Origin of the sequence: Planomonospora antibiotica (assembly GCF_014647955.1) — a bacterium.
GTDB classification, from domain to species: Bacteria; Actinomycetota; Actinomycetes; order Streptosporangiales; family Streptosporangiaceae; genus Planomonospora; species Planomonospora parontospora.
In genome coordinates, this window is sequence record NZ_BMQE01000013.1 from 34318 (window position 1) to 49137 (window position 14820).

Annotated in this window: 11 protein-coding genes; 6 read left to right on the forward strand and 5 right to left on the reverse strand. The window is 74.6% G+C overall.

All coding sequences use genetic code 11. The annotated features are described in order from the left end of the window. The first annotated feature begins 86 nt into the window (after positions 1 to 86). Both IEZ06_RS36295 and IEZ06_RS14605 read left to right on the forward strand, forming a co-directional pair. Positions 87 to 2201, forward strand: coding sequence for a serine/threonine-protein kinase (locus IEZ06_RS36295; RefSeq protein WP_203871927.1), 2115 nt, complete (start codon positions 87 to 89; stop codon positions 2199 to 2201). A 95-nt stretch (positions 2202 to 2296) separates the two neighbouring features. Further along, positions 2297 to 3691, forward strand: coding sequence for an MFS transporter (locus IEZ06_RS14605; RefSeq protein WP_229798143.1), 1395 nt, complete (start codon positions 2297 to 2299; stop codon positions 3689 to 3691). A 128-nt stretch (positions 3692 to 3819) separates the two neighbouring features. On the opposite strand, the gene IEZ06_RS14610 is transcribed toward IEZ06_RS14605, so the two are convergent. The 3 genes from IEZ06_RS14610 to IEZ06_RS36300 form a co-directional block, all read right to left on the reverse strand. After that, positions 3820 to 5541, reverse strand: a complete 1722-nt coding sequence (locus IEZ06_RS14610) for a bifunctional 3'-5' exonuclease/DNA polymerase (RefSeq protein ID WP_203871928.1) — start codon at positions 5539 to 5541, stop codon at positions 3820 to 3822. A 35-nt stretch (positions 5542 to 5576) separates the two neighbouring features. Beyond that, positions 5577 to 7088 carry a metallophosphoesterase family protein gene (locus IEZ06_RS14615; protein WP_189237241.1) on the reverse strand — a complete coding sequence of 504 codons (1512 nt, stop codon included), beginning with the start codon at positions 7086 to 7088 and terminating at the stop codon, positions 5577 to 5579. 74 nt (positions 7089 to 7162) lie between these two features. After that, the gene (locus tag IEZ06_RS36300; protein WP_229798147.1) at positions 7163 to 8806 is read right to left on the reverse strand and encodes a serine/threonine-protein kinase; all 1644 of its coding nucleotides are present in this window, start codon (positions 8804 to 8806) and stop codon (positions 7163 to 7165) included. Between the two features lie 165 nt (positions 8807 to 8971). On the opposite strand from IEZ06_RS36300, the gene IEZ06_RS14625 reads away from it, so the two are divergent. The 3 genes from IEZ06_RS14625 to IEZ06_RS14635 all read left to right on the forward strand — a co-directional run bounded on the left by IEZ06_RS14625 (position 8972) and on the right by IEZ06_RS14635 (position 11070). Further along, on the forward strand, positions 8972 to 9379 hold the full coding sequence (locus IEZ06_RS14625; RefSeq protein ID WP_189237242.1) for an acyl-CoA thioesterase: 408 nt from the start codon (positions 8972 to 8974) through the stop codon (positions 9377 to 9379). After that, on the forward strand, positions 9380 to 10507 hold the full coding sequence (locus IEZ06_RS14630) for a zinc-binding dehydrogenase (protein ID WP_189237243.1): 1128 nt from the start codon (positions 9380 to 9382) through the stop codon (positions 10505 to 10507). A gap of 62 nt (positions 10508 to 10569) precedes the next feature. Next, positions 10570 to 11070, forward strand: coding sequence for an MSMEG_6728 family protein (locus IEZ06_RS14635; protein ID WP_189237244.1), 501 nt, complete (start codon positions 10570 to 10572; stop codon positions 11068 to 11070). 119 nt (positions 11071 to 11189) lie between these two features. Here IEZ06_RS14635 and IEZ06_RS14640 read toward each other — a convergent pair whose 3' ends face one another. Further along, positions 11190 to 12758 carry an FAD-binding oxidoreductase gene (locus IEZ06_RS14640; protein ID WP_189237325.1) on the reverse strand — a complete coding sequence of 523 codons (1569 nt, stop codon included), beginning with the start codon at positions 12756 to 12758 and terminating at the stop codon, positions 11190 to 11192. 46 nt (positions 12759 to 12804) lie between these two features. Here IEZ06_RS14640 and IEZ06_RS14645 point away from each other — a divergent pair, with 46 nt between their 5' ends. Beyond that, positions 12805 to 13467: a TetR/AcrR family transcriptional regulator gene (locus tag IEZ06_RS14645; protein ID WP_203871930.1), complete on the forward strand. Its 663-nt coding sequence runs from the start codon at positions 12805 to 12807 to the stop codon at positions 13465 to 13467. Between the two features lie 13 nt (positions 13468 to 13480). Here IEZ06_RS14645 and IEZ06_RS14650 read toward each other — a convergent pair whose 3' ends face one another. After that, positions 13481 to 14683, reverse strand: a complete 1203-nt coding sequence (locus IEZ06_RS14650) for an RNA-guided endonuclease InsQ/TnpB family protein (RefSeq protein WP_189237245.1) — start codon at positions 14681 to 14683, stop codon at positions 13481 to 13483. Positions 14684 to 14820 lie beyond the last annotated feature (137 nt).

A 14820-nucleotide genomic window follows, 5' to 3' on the forward strand; every position in this document is an offset into this window, starting at 1 on the left:
CTTTCTTTGCCCCCAACTTCCATTACCGAATACAATCCGGATATCGTGTCCAACCTCACAAATGGGCTTGGACCTGGGGGCGGGGTATGTCGGCGGACCGTCTGATCGGCAAGGTACCCCCTGGACCGGAGGTCGCGAACATCACCGGAACCGCACCGACCGGCCAGGCGGGACAGGACAGGCTGATCGGCAGGCGCTACCGCCTGCTGTCACCGGTGGGCCGCGGCGGCATGGGCATGGTCTGGCACGCCCACGACGTGCTGCTCGACCGGGACGTCGCGGTCAAGGAGCTGATCCTCCCCTACGGGCTGGACCACGCGGGCAAGCAGGTGGCGCACCGGCGCATGATGCGCGAGGCCCGCTCGGCGGCCCGGCTCAGCCACCCGGGGATCGTGACCGTCCACGACGTCGTCGAGGAGGACGGGCGCCCCTGGATCGTGATGGAGCTCGTCCGCGCCTGGTCCCTGGAGCAGGCCGTGCGGGAGAGCGGGCCGCTGCCGGTGGCCCAGGCCGCCGAGATCGGCATCCGGGTGCTCGACGCGCTGCGGCACGCCCACGCCTCGGGGATCCTGCACCGCGACGTCAAGCCCGGCAACGTGCTGCTCACCTCCGACCGCGTGATCCTCACCGACTTCGGCATCGCCGCCCTGGAGGGCGACGTCACCATCACCCAGACCGGCCTGCTGATGGGTTCGCCGGCCTACATCCCGCCGGAGCGCCTCTCCGGCCAGCCGATCACGCAGGCCGGCGACCTGTGGGCCTTCGGCGCCACGCTGTACGCCGCGGTCGAGGGCCGCCCGCCGTACGAGGGGCCCGACGCGGTGGCCGTGCTCGGCGCGATCCTCACCCAGGAGCCCGTACGGCCGCAGCGGGCCGGGGCGCTGGCCGGCGTCATCGAGGGCCTGCTCCGCAAGAACCCCGCCGACCGCATGTCCGCCGCCCAGGTCTCGGACCTGCTGGAGCAGGTCCTGCGCAGCCACGGCTCCAACACCCCCTACCGGGGTCCCAACGGCCAGGTGCCCGCGGCGATGCCGGTGCCGGGCAACTCCATGCCGATGCACCTCATGCCGCCGCTGGACCTGCCCTCGGGACCGATGCCCTCGCGGATCATCGAGACCCCCTCGGGGCCGGTGCGCGTGCCGTACGACCCGCAGCAGGACTCCCCGGGCGGCGGGGCGGGGTACGACCCGCTCTCCAGCCACTCCGGGCCGTATCCCGCCGGGCCGGCGGGCGCCCCCGGCCCGCCCGCCCCGCTGAACGTCACCATCGCGCCGTTCACCTCGCTGGACAGCATGACCGGCGGGACCCGGCGCGGCTACGACGCGCTGCGCAGCACCTCCGCCGAACTGAGCCGGGCCCCGGGGACCTCCTCCGGAGACGCCTTCTTCGACGCCTCCTTCGACGCGCTGTCCAGCTTCTCCGGCGAGGTCCCGGTCCCCGGCGCCCCGTCCGGGGACCGGCCCGCCCGCGGACGGGCCGGGACCGCCGTCCGGGAACGGGCCGGCCGGTCGGAGCCCGCCGACCGGGGCGAGCGGGCCGAGGGGCGCAGGACCTCGCGCCGCAGGGCCTCCTCCGGCGGCGGCTGGATGCGCGACGGACGCCCCACCCCGCGCCTGCTGGCCGTGGGCGGGGCCGGCGTGCTCGCCGTGGTGGCGGCCGGGCTGCTCGTGCTGACGTCCGGCGACGACTCCGGCCCCGCGCGGGAGCGCACCTCGTCCGCCTCGGTCTCCGCCCCCGCCGACGGCGGGCAGAGCCGCAGGACCGGTGAGGTCCCCGAGGGGTTCAAGCGGCTGAGCGCGGGCGGGATCGCCGGCGCCGTGCCGGAGAACTGGACGGTGAAGGAGCGCGAGGACGGCGCCGTCGTCTTCTCCGGACCGAAGAGCGGCGCGCAGAGCATCGTCGTCACCCAGGTCCCCGTGGCCGACCCGGTGGCCGCGCTCGGCAAGCTCGACAGGTCCGGGCTGGACGAGTACATCGAGGTCGGCGTGACCCCGGTCTCCTACGACGGCTGGAAGGCCGCCGACTGGGAGTACACCTACGTCCTGCCGGACAGCATCGTGCAGATGCACGGGCGGACCCGGTACGTCGTGGTCGGCGCCGACAGCGCCTACCAGGTCGCGATCGTCGTCAAGGACATCGACTGGGAGAAGAGCGCCGGGATGATCGACGCCTTCTTCGCCACCTTCGACCCGGGGGTCTGAGGCCGGGCCGGGCCCCGGAGCCCGCGGTCCCGGGACGCACGGGGTCGCGGAATATCCGCTGGGGGGATCGTCACGAGTGATGACAGACTTCACTCGTGACGACAACCCCCTTGAGTCCTGACATCTCCCCTCCGGGCCCGGATCGGGTCGCCGCCGTCCAGCGGCGGACGCTGGGCGTGCTGACCGCGGCGCAGATCACCAGCGGCATGGGCGTCGCGGTGAGCTTCACCCTCAGCTCGGTGCTGGTCGCCAGGCTCTCCGGCTCGGAGGCGCTCGGCGGGCTGGCGGGCACCGCGGGCGTGCTCGGCGCCGCGCTGCTCGCCCTGCCGACCGCCAAGGCCTCGGGCCGGGGCGGACGGCGGACGGGGCTGACCCTGGCCTACGGCTGCGCGTCGCTCGGCTGCCTGATCTCCGTGATCGCCGTCACCGCCGGGTCGTGGCCCCTGCTCCTGGCCGGGCTGGTGCTGTTCGGCGGCGGCAGCGCGGGCAACCTGGCCTCGCGCTACTCGGCCACGGACCTGTCGCCCGCCGGGCACTCCGCCCGGCACCTGTCCTGGGTGGTCTGGGCGGCCACCGTGGGCTCGGTCGCCGGCCCCAACCTCGCCGAACCGGCCGACCAGCTCGGCCAGCGGCTCGGCCTGGCCCCGGGCGCCGGCCCGTTCGTGCTCGCCCTGCTGGGCTTCCTGCTCGCACTGGGCGTCCTGACCGCGGGACTCCGCCCGGACCCGCTGGTCCTGGCGCGTTCACTCGCCGCGTCCACGCGGAACACCGCGACCGGCGCGGACGCCGCGGCCCCGGCCGGTCCCGCCGCCCCGGCCGGCCAGACCGACCCCGCCCACGGCGGCCTCGCCGCACCCTCCGCCGGGCCCCCCGCGCCCGCCGCGGAGACGGTGACCCCCGTGAAGCCTGCGGGGACCCTGCGCACCGCCTGGCGGACGCTGGTCGAGTCCCCGGCGGCGCTGCGGGCGCTGACCGCGATCGCGGTCAGCCACACCGCCATGGTCTCGATCATGTCCATGACCCCGGTCCACCTCGACCACCACGGGGCCTCCGTCTCGGTCATCGGCCTGGTGATCAGCCTCCACATCGCGGGCATGTACCTGTTCTCCCCCGTGGTCGGCTGGCTCGCCGACCGGGTCGGCCGGGTCCGGGTGCTCGTGCTCGGCATGGCCCTGCTGCTCACCGCGGCCGTCCTGGCCGGCACGGCGGGCGAGCACGACGTCCCCCGGGTCACCGCCGGGCTGGTCCTGCTCGGAGTCGGCTGGTCCTGCGGCCTGGTCTCCGGGTCGGCGATGCTCACCGACGCCGTCCCGCTGGCCCGGCGCCCCGCCGTGCAGGGGCTGTCCGACCTGGTGATGAACGTCTGCGGCGCGGCCGGCACGGTCGTCGCCGGAGTGATCGTGCAGGCCCTGTCCTACGGCGTGCTCGGCACGGCCGTGGCGGTCCTGGTCACCGCCACCGGCGCCTGGCTGGCCCTCGCCCGCCGCTGAACCCCCGCCCCCGCCGGGTCCCCGCACCGGGCCGTCCCCGGTGGAACCGTCCGCGGTGGGCCGTTCCCGGTGGAACCGTCCACGCCGCCCGCCGCGCCCCGGCTCCCGCACCGCCCGCCGGCCCCGCGTCACTTGGCGTCGGCGTAGCAGCGCACGGCGACGGCCTCCATCGGGAAGCGCACGGGGGTCGGGCCGAACAGCAGGCGGGTCGCCTCCTCCGCGGCCCGGCCGACCGCCTCGGCCACCTCGCCGGCCAGCTCCTGCGGGCAGTGCACCATCACCTCGTCGTGCTGGAAGAAGACCAGCCTGGCCGGGTCGGGCAGCAGCCCGCGCAGCACGGCCATCAGGGCGAGCGCCCACTCGGCGGCCGTCGCCTGGACCACGAAGTTGCGGGTGAACCGGCCCCGGTCGCGGGCCGCCCGGCTCCCCTCCGGCCCGGAGACCAGCTCGCGCCAGCGGGCCGAGGGCGGCGGGCAGGTGCGGCCCAGCCAGGAGCGGACCAGCCTGCCCTCCTCCCCCGCGCGGGCGGCGTCCTCCACGAACCGGTAGGCCTCGGGGAAGCGCTGGCGCATCACGGCCAGCAGCTTGGGGGCGTCCCCGCTGGTCCCGCCGTACATCGCCGAGAGCATGGCGATCTTGGCGTGGTCGCGCTCGCCGTCGAACGCCCGGGCCAGCGCCCGGTAGAGGTCGGCCTCCCCCGCCGCCCTGGCCAGGCCCCGGTCCCCGGCCATCGCGGCCAGCACCCTGGGCTCCAGCTGGGCGGCGTCGGCGACGACCAGCGTCCAGCCCTCGTCGGCCACCACGACCCTGCGCATGGCCCGATGGATCTGCAGCGCGCCGCCGCCGCTGGTCGCCCACCGGCCGGTCACCACGCCGCCCACGACGTACTCCGGGCGGAAGCGGTCGTCGCGGACCCACTGGTCGGCCCAGGCCCACCCGTGGAAGCTGTGGAACCGGGCCAGCTCCCGGTAGGCCAGCAGGGGCGCGACACCGGGATGGTCGATCTTCTTGAGCTCGTGCGCCCTGGCCGAGGAGACCGGCGTGCCGGCGGCCTTGAACGCCTTGACGATCTGCTGGATGGAGTCGGGGTTGAACGACGTGCCGAACACGGCCGCCACCTCGTCGGCCAAGGCCTGGAGCCTGGCCGGGCGCATGCCGTGCACCGGGCGCGGGCCGAGCATCTCGGCCAGCAGCGCGTCGTGCAGGTCCCGCCGCCAGGGCATGCCGTCGTGGGCCATCTCCGCGGCGATCAGCGCTCCCGCCGACTCGGCCGCGACCAGCAGCCGGAACCGGCGCGGGTCGGCCGTCGCCTCGATCCGCCGGAGCTGGTCGGCGTGGACCTCGGCGACCAGCCCGGCGTCCGGCGGGGGCGGCCGCTCCTCCTCGAACAGGACGGCCTGCCGCGCCCCGGGCCCGTGGTGGCCCGCGTGGCCCTGCTCATGGGCGTCGTGGTCGTCGGGCACCGGCAGGCCGTGCAGCCGGGCGTGCGCCGCCCGGGCCGACCGGGGCTCGCCGTACCGGCCCTCGTGGGCCAGGAGCAGGCCCTCGGTCAGCGCGAGGTCGTGGCAGCGCGCGAGCCGCACCCCGCGCTCCAGCAGCGCCGGGTAGACCTCCCGCGTGTCGGCCCAGACCCAGCGCGGGGCCCCACCGCCCGCTCCGCCGCCGCCCCCTCCGGCGCGGCCCGCGCCGTGCCCGCCCCGCCCGGCGGCCGGGTCCCCGGCGGGTCCGTCCCCCGCCCGCGCCTCCAGCTCCCGCACGGCCGCCGCCAGGTCCGCCACGGTCTCGGTCCCGCCCCCCTCGGGCCGGAGCAGACCGGACCCGCCGGCTCCCGGCACGACCACGACGTTCATGCCCCCAGCGTGCCACGCGCCACCGACGGTTTCGATCAGGCGAGCGGAATGAGGACCTCGTCTTCGAGCGGGGGTTCGATCTCCTGGGGCAGGCAGCCGGTGGCGGCGAAGCAGCGGATCCGCAGGGCCTCCGGCGTCACCGAGACGTGCAGGAAGCTCTTGAAGAACGGCGGGGTGTCCCAGTCGGACAGCTCCGACAGGTAGCGGTGGAAGACCTTGCCCACGGGCAGCCGGAACGGCAGCGGCCAGGAGCCGAGCAGCCGCGCCGCCCACCGCATCCGCCGGGTGATCCGCACCCCGCCGATCGGCCGCGGCGGGGCGTTGCCGATCCGCTGGGACATCAGGCACACGGCCTCGTCCGGCGTGAGGTAGAGCCAGCGCATGCGCAGCCGCTCGCTGTAGAGCTTGCTGTAGAACGAGAGCGAGTCGCCGCGCAGCGGGTAGCACTTGTAGTCGTCCTCGTGCACGCCGCCGACCGTGATCCGGGGGATGGTGTGGGTGGCGTGCGTGAACGCCCCCGAGCCGCCGGCCACGACGTACTGGATCGTCCGGTCGCCGACCCTGACCGGGAAGCGCTGGTAGTTGTGCACGTCCCCGCCGATGGCGGCGACGTAGTTGTGCCGGGGGTCGGTCACGATGTCGTCGATCGTGCCGCCGCCCTCCAGCTTCGACGGCTTGTACTCGTTGCGGACGTAGACGGGCTTGCCGGTGACCAGCACCTTGGGGCGCGGGTCCAGCGAGACCTCCCGGAGCCAGTCGGCCTGCTCCCGGTCGATCGTGCCGGTGATCCCGGTGTCCACGCCCACGATGAGCAGGCCCGGGGCCTCCAGCACCCAGTACGGCCCCGGCTGCACCGCCTGCTGCTCAGGGGCGGAGCGGCGCTCGCGGGCGCGGGCCAGCCGCTCCTCGTCGATCGGCTCCGGCCTGCGCCAGAGCAGTCCGCGCAGCCCGGAGGGCGAGAGCCGGAACCCCTCCCGCCGCGCCTCCAGCGCCGGGGCGTCGCAGAAGACGCGCATGAAGCCGCCGAGCCCGTCGTACCAGTCGTGGTTGCCGGGGATCGCGTAGATCGGCGCCCGGTAGTCCTGGTAGGGGCGGAAGAACTTGTCGTCGTACTCGTCGCCGGCGCCGGTGGGGTAGACCACATCACTGGCGATGACCGCGAAGTCGGTGCCCTCGCCGATCCGGAGCATGCCGGGCACCACGGCGTACTGCGAGGCGTCGCCCTCGCCGGTGTCGCCGAGGAGCAGGAAGGAGAACTCCTCCCCCACCTCCAGCGGGATCCGGAAGGAGGGGTCGGCGCCCCGCGCCCGCTGCGAGGCCGTCCAGCGCGCCCGGACCTGCCCCGACGGGTCGCCGAACAGCGCGGCGAGGATCTCGTTGCGCGAGCGCCAGAGCGTGCGCGGGTTCAGCCAGGAGAACGACTTCGCGCCCGGCGGTCTCAGCGCGTCGAACATGCCGATCTCCACGCAGTCCCAGCCCGCGCCCTCCTCCGAGATCCGCGAGGAGACCTCGCGCCCGCGCTCCGCCGCCCGCTTCACGTCGACCATGGTCATATTCTGGCCGCGATCATGCACGCGTGCGCCCGTTCGGGGAAGCCGGCCACTCCGGGAAGAGCACCCGTTCAGGGGAGGCGGCCGATCCGGAAGTCGTCGAAGTAGGTGCGGGTCTCGGTTTCACCTCCCTGCCACTTGGTGACGTAGATCCCGAACAGGGGCTTGCCGTTCGCCTTCGCCACGTCCTCGTCGACCACGTCGCCCACCAGGTGGTCGTCCACCCAGAACCTCGCCCGGATCCGGCCGCCGTCCCGCTCGCACTCCAGCCGCAGCACCGCCCCGTCCTTCTTGAAGTCCGGGATCGGGATGTCGGGGGTCAGGTTCCAGGAGGCCTCGGTGGTGCTCCTGCGGATGCGCGCGCGCCCGCCGGGGCTGACCTCCGCGACGTAGAAGAAGTAGTCCTCCTCAGGCGCGTACTGGCAGTAGACCCCGCTCCACGCGCCGGACGGGTTCCCGGCGGCGAGGGCGGCCCTGACGCTGACCAGCACGTGCTCCGGAGCCTCGGCGTTGACCGGCGCGTTGTTCGACCGGGTCGCGTTCGAGAAGTCGGTGGCCATGGTGAAGCGCCCGTCCCCGGTGTAGCCGTGGGGGACGTCGCCGCCGATGCCGCTGCTGTTGTACCAGCCGGACTTGTCGTCGCCGAAGTCGTCCTGGTACAGCACGTCGGCGCTCTCCGGCGGCCCCTGCCCGAGCATCCGGGCGCCGAGCACTCCGGCCGCCGCCAGCAGCAGCGCCCCGGCCACCGCCCCGCCCACCAGGTACGGCCGGCGCGGGAGCCGGGACCGCCTGCCGGGCTCCTCCCCGGCGGGCACCCTGGCGGTCGGCCCGGCCAGGCCGGACAGGTCGAGCCGGACCGTGCCCGCCACCCGGGCGGTGTCCTCGGCCTCCTTCCCCCCGACCAGCCCGGACAGCAGTTCCCGGGCCGTCGGCCGGGCCGCGGGGTCCTTGTCCAGGGCCGCCCCGACCAGCCCGCGCAGGCCGGCGTCGAGGAAGCCGAGGTCCGGGGTGTCGTGGACCACCCGGTAGAGCGCCTCCGGCACCGTCCTGGAGGCGAACGGCGAGGCACCGGTCGCGGCCGCGGCCACCACGCAACCCCAGGCGAAGACATCGGCGGGCGGGCCCGCGCCGCCTCCGGAGACCAGCTCCGGCGCCATGTACTCCGGCGTGCCCAGGATCGCGCCGGTGACGGTCTGCCCCCTGCCCGCGTCCAGGGCGCGGGCGATGCCGAAGTCGATCACCCGCGGGCCGAGCGGGGAGAGCAGCACGTTGGCGGGCTTGAGATCGCGGTGGACCACGCCCGCGTCGTGGATCGCGGTGAGGGCGGTCGCCACCCCGACGGCCAGCGCCTCCAGGTTGGACCCGGTCAGCGGGCCCTGCTCGCGCAGCAACCGGGCGAGGTCGGGCCCCGCGACGTACTCGGTGACCACCCAGAGCGGCTCGCCCTCCAGCCGGGCGTCCAGCACCGGGGCGGTGCAGAACCGGCTGACCCTGCGCGCGGCGGCCACCTCTCCCCGGAACCGTGCCGCGAACTCCGGGTCCGCGGCCAGGTGCCGGTTGATCACCTTGACCGCCACCGGTCCGGACGGCCCCTCGGCGAGGTAGACCGTGCCCATGCCGCCGGTGCCGAGCCGCCCGGCGATGCGGTAGGGGCCGAGCTCGACCGGGTCGGAGGGCTCCAGCGTGAGCGCGGGGGGAAATCCGTAAGCCGTCACATCGGACGATCTTAGGTTGGACAGATCATCCGATGGGCGAGAAGAGATGACATGGCACATTCTCTTCGGTAACGCACCGGCCTCCCGGAAGCCCCGGACCAGGACGGAGATCGGTGATCCACCCCCGCGCCCTCCGGCCGCCCACTCTGGAATATAGTTCTGTCCGTGTACGCGCACTGGGAGACGGTCCCCACACGGTGGAAGGACAACGACGTCTACGGCCACATGAACAACGCCGTCCACTACTCGCTGATGGACACGGTGATCAACACCTGGCTGATCAGGACGGCGGGTCTCGACATCCACGAGGGCGACGCCATCGGCCTGTGCGTGGAGTCGCACTGCGTCTACAGGGCGTCGGTCTCCTTCCCCGAGCCCGTCCGGGTCGGCCTCAGGATCGGCAGGCTCGGCCGCTCCAGCGTCCGCTACGAGCTCGGCCTGTTCCGCGAGGACGGCGAGACGGTCGTGGCCGAGGGGCACTTCGTCCACGTGTTCGTGGACCGGGAGACCCGGCGGCCCAGCGAGATCCCGGCGCCGCTGCGCGCCGCGATGGAGAAACTGGTGATCATTTAGATGAGCACGTCCACCCGCGCCGCCGTCCTCGTCGAGTCGGGCCGCCCGGCCCCGTACGCCTCGTCGCGCCCCCTGGAGGTCATGCCGCTGGCGCTCGAGGCGCCCGGCCCCGGGGAGCTGCTCATCCGGGTCCGCGCGGCGGGTCTGTGCCACTCCGACCTGTCGGTGGTCAACGGCTCCCGGCTCCGGCCGCTGCCGATGGCCCTCGGACACGAGGCCGCGGGCGAGGTCGTGGAGGCCGGCCAGGGCACCGGGTTCGCCCCCGGCGACCACGTGGTGCTGGCGTTCGTGCCCGCCTGCGGGCACTGCCCGCACTGCGCGGCGGGCCGTCCCGCGCTGTGCGGGCCGGGCGCCGCGGCCAACGGGGACGGCACCCTGCTCGGCGGCGGCCTGCGCTTCACCGCCGCCGACGGCACCCGCCCCCGGCACCACCTCGGCGTCTCGGCCTTCTCGGAGTACACCGTGGTCTCGGCCCGCTCCGCGGTGAAGATCGACCCCGAGCTGCCCTTCGAGATCGCCGCCCTGTTCGGCTGCGCCGTGCTGACCGGGGCGGGGGCCGCGTTCCACAGCGCCCGGGTCTCCCCCGGCGACGGCGTCGCGGTGTTCGGCCTGGGCGGCGTGGGACTGGCCGCGCTGCTGGCCGCCAGGGCCGCCGGGGCGTCCACCCTGGTCGCGGTGGACGTCGTGGAGTCGAAACTGGAGCTGGCGCGCAGGCTCGGCGCGACGCACACCGTCGCGGGCGGCCCGGACGCCGTCGAGGCGGTCCGGGAGATCACCGGCGGCGGGGCGGAGAAGGTCGTCGACACCACCGGGGTCGTCCCGGTCCTGGAGCAGGCCTACCGGGCCACCGCGCGGGGCGGCACGACGGTCACCGTCGGCCTGCCCGACCCCTCCCGCGAACTCACCCTGCCCGCGCTCAGCCTGGTGGCCGAGGAGCGCACGCTGCGCGGCAGCTACCTCGGCTCGTGCGTCCCGCGCCGGGACGTGCCGCGCTTCGTCGGCATGTACCGCGCCGGGGTCCTCCCGGTGGACGCCCTGCTGTCGCACCGGCTTACGCTGGATGAGGTGAACGAGGGCTTCGACCGCCTGCACACCGGCGAGGCGGTCCGCCAGGTGATCGTGATGTGACAGGGACCCCGGCCGGAAGGCGGGGGCCGCCACGCCGAAGGCGATCGATGACAGGAGGGGCGATGCAGACCTTCCTCCCCTACCCGGACTTCGACGCCACCGCGCGCGTCCTCGACCCGCTCCGCCTCGGCAAGCAGCGGGTCGAGACGCTGCAGATCCTGCGCGCGCTGACCGTCCACGGGTACGGCTGGCGCAACCACCCCGCGGTGAAGATGTGGACCGGCTACGAGGAGGCCCTGGTCCGGTACGGCCTGCAGATCTGCGGCCACTGGTGCTCCACGGGCCGGGCCGACACCTGCTCGGCCACCATGGCGGGAGAGCTGGCCGAGCGCTGCGGCGTCGCCTCCCCCCGCTCCCAGCCGGAGCTGGCGGCCGCCGGCGAGCTGCCGCCCTGGCTGGGGGACCCGGCCTTCCACCGCAGCCACCGCTCGTCGCTGCTGCGCAAGGCCCCCGAGCTGTACCGCCCCGCCTTCGGCGACGAGCCGGACGACCTGCCGTACGTCTGGCCCGCCTCCGACCGGCCCCCTTCGTGCCCGCCGGACCCGGCGGGCCCGCCCGGCTGACGGGCCGGTCTGCACCGGGCCCCTACCCGGACGGGCCTGGCGGGAGCCCTCCGCAGGACCCGGCCCGGTCCCGTGACGGGCCGGGCCGGAAGACCGGCACGACGGGCGGACCGGCGCGGTCAGGGGATCAGCACCCCGGGGTTGAGCACACCGGCGGGGTCGAGCCGCTCCTTGATCCCGCGCAGGACCTCCACGCCCAGCTCGCCGATCTCGGCGGCGTAGGCCTCGCGGTGGTCGCGGCCGACGCCGTGGTGGTGCGAGATCGTGCCGCCCGCCGCGACGATCGCCTCATTGGCCGCCCGCTTGGCCGCCGCCCACTGGGCGAGCGGGTCGCCGCTCTGCGCCGTGACGACGGTGAAGTAGAGCGAGGCGCCGGTGGCGTACACGTGGGAGATGTGGCACATCACCAGCGGCGAGCCGAGCGCGCCGTGCAGCGCCAGCCGTACGGCGTCGTAGAGGCGGGGCAGGCCGGACCAGAAGGCGGCCGTCTCCAGCGTCTCCACGGTGGCGCCGGCGGCGAGCAGCGAATCGCGCAGGTAGGGGGCGGAGTAGCGGCCGCGCTCCCAGGCGTCGCCGGGCCCGGGCCCCAGGCAGGTCCCGCCGAGGCCGGCCAGCGCCTCGGCGGCCCGGTCGCGGCGCCCGGCCGCCTCGGCCGCCTCCCCCTCGTAGCCGGCGATCACCAGGCAGCCCCCCTCGGCCGCCGCGCCGCCGATCTCACCCGGCCTGGCCAGGCCGACCATCGTCTCCGTCTCGTCGGACAGGCGCAGCACGGTGGGGACGGGACCGTCCTGGGCCAGGCGTCGCAGCGCGGCCGTGCCCTCCGCGAAGGAGGCGAACCGCCAGCCCTCGTAGATCCGGGCGGCGGGGGCCGGCCGCACCCGCAGCCGGAGCGAGGTGATCACCCCGAAGGCGCCCTCCGAGCCGAGCACCACCTGGCGCAGGTCCGGACCGGCCGCGGACTTGGGCGCGCGGCCCAGTTCCAGGGTGCCGCGCGGGGTGGCCGCGGTCAGGCCGACGACCATGTCGTCGAAACGGCCGTATCCGGCGGAGGCCTGTCCGCTGGAGCGGGCCGCGGCGAAGCCGCCCAGCGTGGCGTACTCGAACGACTGCGGGAAGTGGCCCAGTGTGAGGCCCCGGGCGGCGAGCAGCTCCTCCGCCTGCGGCGCGCGCAGGCCGGGCTCCAGCTCCGCGACCATGGACTCGGTGTCCACCGCGACCAGCCGGTTCAGCCGGGCCAGGTCGAGGGCGACCACCCCGGCGAAGCCCTCCCGGGTCGCGGTCAGGCCGCCGACGACGGAGGTGCCCCCGCCGAACGGGACCACCGCGACCCGGTGCGCGGCGCAGATCCGCAGCAGTTCCAGCACCTCGGCGTGCGAGCCGGGCAGCACCACCGCGTCGGGCGCGTCGGAGCCGTCCCCGGCGCGCAGGCGCAGCAGGTCGGGCGTGGACCTGCCCCGGGTGCGCCGGATCCTCGCCTCGTCGTCGCAGCGCACGTGGCCGGGGCCGACCGCGCCGCGCAGCTCGTCGAGGACCTCCCCGGGCAGCGCCGGGGCGGGCAGCCGCACCTCGTCCAGGCGGACCGGAGGGCTCGCGGGCGGGCGCACGCCCAGCAGGTCCGCCAGCAGGCCGCGGACCGGCTCGGGCAGGTCGGCGGCCCGGGCGGGGTCGCCCCAGCCGGACCAGAGCATCGGTTCGGCGGCGGTCTTCGGAGTCTCCACCCCTACACTGTGACATATGACGTCCAACCGTCACAACGAGACCGGCCCGGCGAAGGGCTCCACCGACGCGCTCCTCGACGCGGCGCGCGAGGTCGTGCTCGCCGTCGGGGTACGGCGCACCACGCTCACCGACGTGGCCCGCCGGGCGGGGCTGTCCCGGATGACCGTCTACCGCCACTGGCCCGACGTGCGGAGCCTGGTCGCCGACCTGATGACCCGGGAGTGGGTCGAGGTCGCGGGCCGCTTCGCCGGCGACGACCCGGTCACCGCCGCCGTCGGGTCGGTCCGGGCGCTGCGCGGCCACCCGCTCTGGCGCAAGATCGTCGAGGTGGACCCCGAGCTGCTCCTGCCGTACCTGCTGGACCGCCGGGGCTCCAGCCACGACGCCATGCTCGCCCTCGTCGAGTCGGCGATCACCCGGGGCCGGGCGGCCGGCACCGTACGGCCCGGCGACGCGCGCGCCCAGGCCAGGGCCGTGCTGCTGACCGCGCAGTCGTTCCTGCTGTCCGGCGCCACCATGCTCGACCCGGCCGTCCCGGGCGGACCTGCCCCCGCCGCCCCGGACGCGCCGGACCCGGACGCTCTGGACGGCCCCGGCCCCGCCGCGCCGGACCCGGTCACCGAGGACGCGCTGGACGCCGAACTCACCGCCCTCCTGGAGAGGTACCTGTCGCCTTGACTTCCTCCCCCGCCTAAAGGCGAGGGATTCCAGTCCTCGCGGACTGGGCTTCCTGCTTCACAGCCGACCGCACCCGGGAGGACCCGGAATGTCTTACATCAGCTCCACAGGCAGACACCGCTTGACCAGCGGCCAGGATGTTCTTCGCCGCGTTGATGTCCCGGTCGTGCCGGGTGCGGCAGGTTGGGCACGTCCAGTGCCGGGTGGAAAGCGACAGCTCGGCGAGCAGGTGCCCGCACGCGCTGCAGGTCTTGGACGTGGGGTGCCAGCGGTCAATGACGACCAGGCGGCGGCCGTACCGCTCGCACTTGTACTCCAGCAGGCGGCGGAACTCACCCCACCCGCAATCGGAGATGGCGCGGGCCAGGGACCGGTTGCGGACCATGCCGCGCACGTTGAGGTCTTCGATCGCGATCACGTCGTGGTCGCGGACCAGCCGCGTGCTGGCCTTGTGCAGGAAATCCTGCCGGGCGTCGCGGACCTTCGCATGAGTGCGGGCGACCTTGGCCTTGGCCTTGGCGCGGTTGTTCGACCCGCGCTGCTTGCGGGCCATGCGGCGCTGGTAGCGGGCCAGGTTCCGGACCTTGCGCTCCAGGTGACGCGGGTTGCGGATGCGCTCGCCGTCGCTGTTGACGGCGAAGTCCTTCACGCCCAGGTCGACGCCGACGGCCCGGCCGGTGGCGGGCAGCGGCTCCGGCTCGGCGTCGATCTCGACCGCCAGGGAGGCGTACCAGCGGCCGTCCGGGTCGCGGGAGATGGTCACCGTGGTCGGGTTCAGCGTGGTCACGTCGATGTCGGGCCAGGACCACACGAACATCAGCGGGCCGTCCATCTTGCCCAGGTGCAGCCGCCCGTCGCGCCAGCGGAACGCCGAACGGGTGTAGGTGGCCGACTGCTTGCCGTGCCGGGACTTGTAGCGGGGGTAGCGGGCGCGCCCGGCGAAGAAGTTCACGAACGCCGTGTACTGGTGCCGCAGCGCCTGCTGAAGCGGCACCGAGGACACCTCGAACAAGAACCCGTGCTCCGGCTCCCGCTTGAGCGCGGTCAGGTACCGGTCGGTCTCGGCGTAGGAGGTCTTCACGCCCTGTGTGTGGTAGCGGGCGTGCCGCCACGCCAGGACCTTGTTCCAGACCAGGCGTACGCACCCGAACGTGCGGTTGAGCACCGCCGTCTGTTCGGAGGTGGGGTAGATCCGCACCTTGTACGCCGTACGCATGTTTTCATTTTACTGAAATGCAGCATGATCCGTAAGCAAATGGGGGGACGTATGCGCGCTTCGCGCTTTGGGCTGTCCCGGCTTCGCCGGGCTGCCCCTGGCGGGGTCAGGATTCCTCCCCGGCCTGAAGGCCGGGG

What these genes read in the sequence shown, in the direction of transcription:
- IEZ06_RS36295 (WP_203871927.1), top strand. Translation starts at nt 87, where the DNA reads ATGTCGGCGGACCGTCTGATCGGCAAGGTACCCCCTGGACCGGAGGTC.
- IEZ06_RS14610 (WP_203871928.1), bottom strand. Translation starts at nt 5,541, where the DNA reads ATGAACGTCGTGGTCGTGCCGGGAGCCGGCGGGTCCGGTCTGCTCCGG.
- IEZ06_RS14615 (WP_189237241.1), bottom strand. Translation starts at nt 7,088, where the DNA reads ATGGTCGACGTGAAGCGGGCGGCGGAGCGCGGGCGCGAGGTCTCCTCG.
- IEZ06_RS14630 (WP_189237243.1), top strand. Translation starts at nt 9,380, where the DNA reads ATGAGCACGTCCACCCGCGCCGCCGTCCTCGTCGAGTCGGGCCGCCCG.
- IEZ06_RS14635 (WP_189237244.1), top strand. Translation starts at nt 10,570, where the DNA reads ATGCAGACCTTCCTCCCCTACCCGGACTTCGACGCCACCGCGCGCGTC.
- IEZ06_RS14640 (WP_189237325.1), bottom strand. Translation starts at nt 12,758, where the DNA reads ATGCTCTGGTCCGGCTGGGGCGACCCCGCCCGGGCCGCCGACCTGCCC.
- IEZ06_RS14645 (WP_203871930.1), top strand. Translation starts at nt 12,805, where the DNA reads ATGACGTCCAACCGTCACAACGAGACCGGCCCGGCGAAGGGCTCCACC.
- IEZ06_RS14650 (WP_189237245.1), bottom strand. Translation starts at nt 14,683, where the DNA reads ATGCGTACGGCGTACAAGGTGCGGATCTACCCCACCTCCGAACAGACG.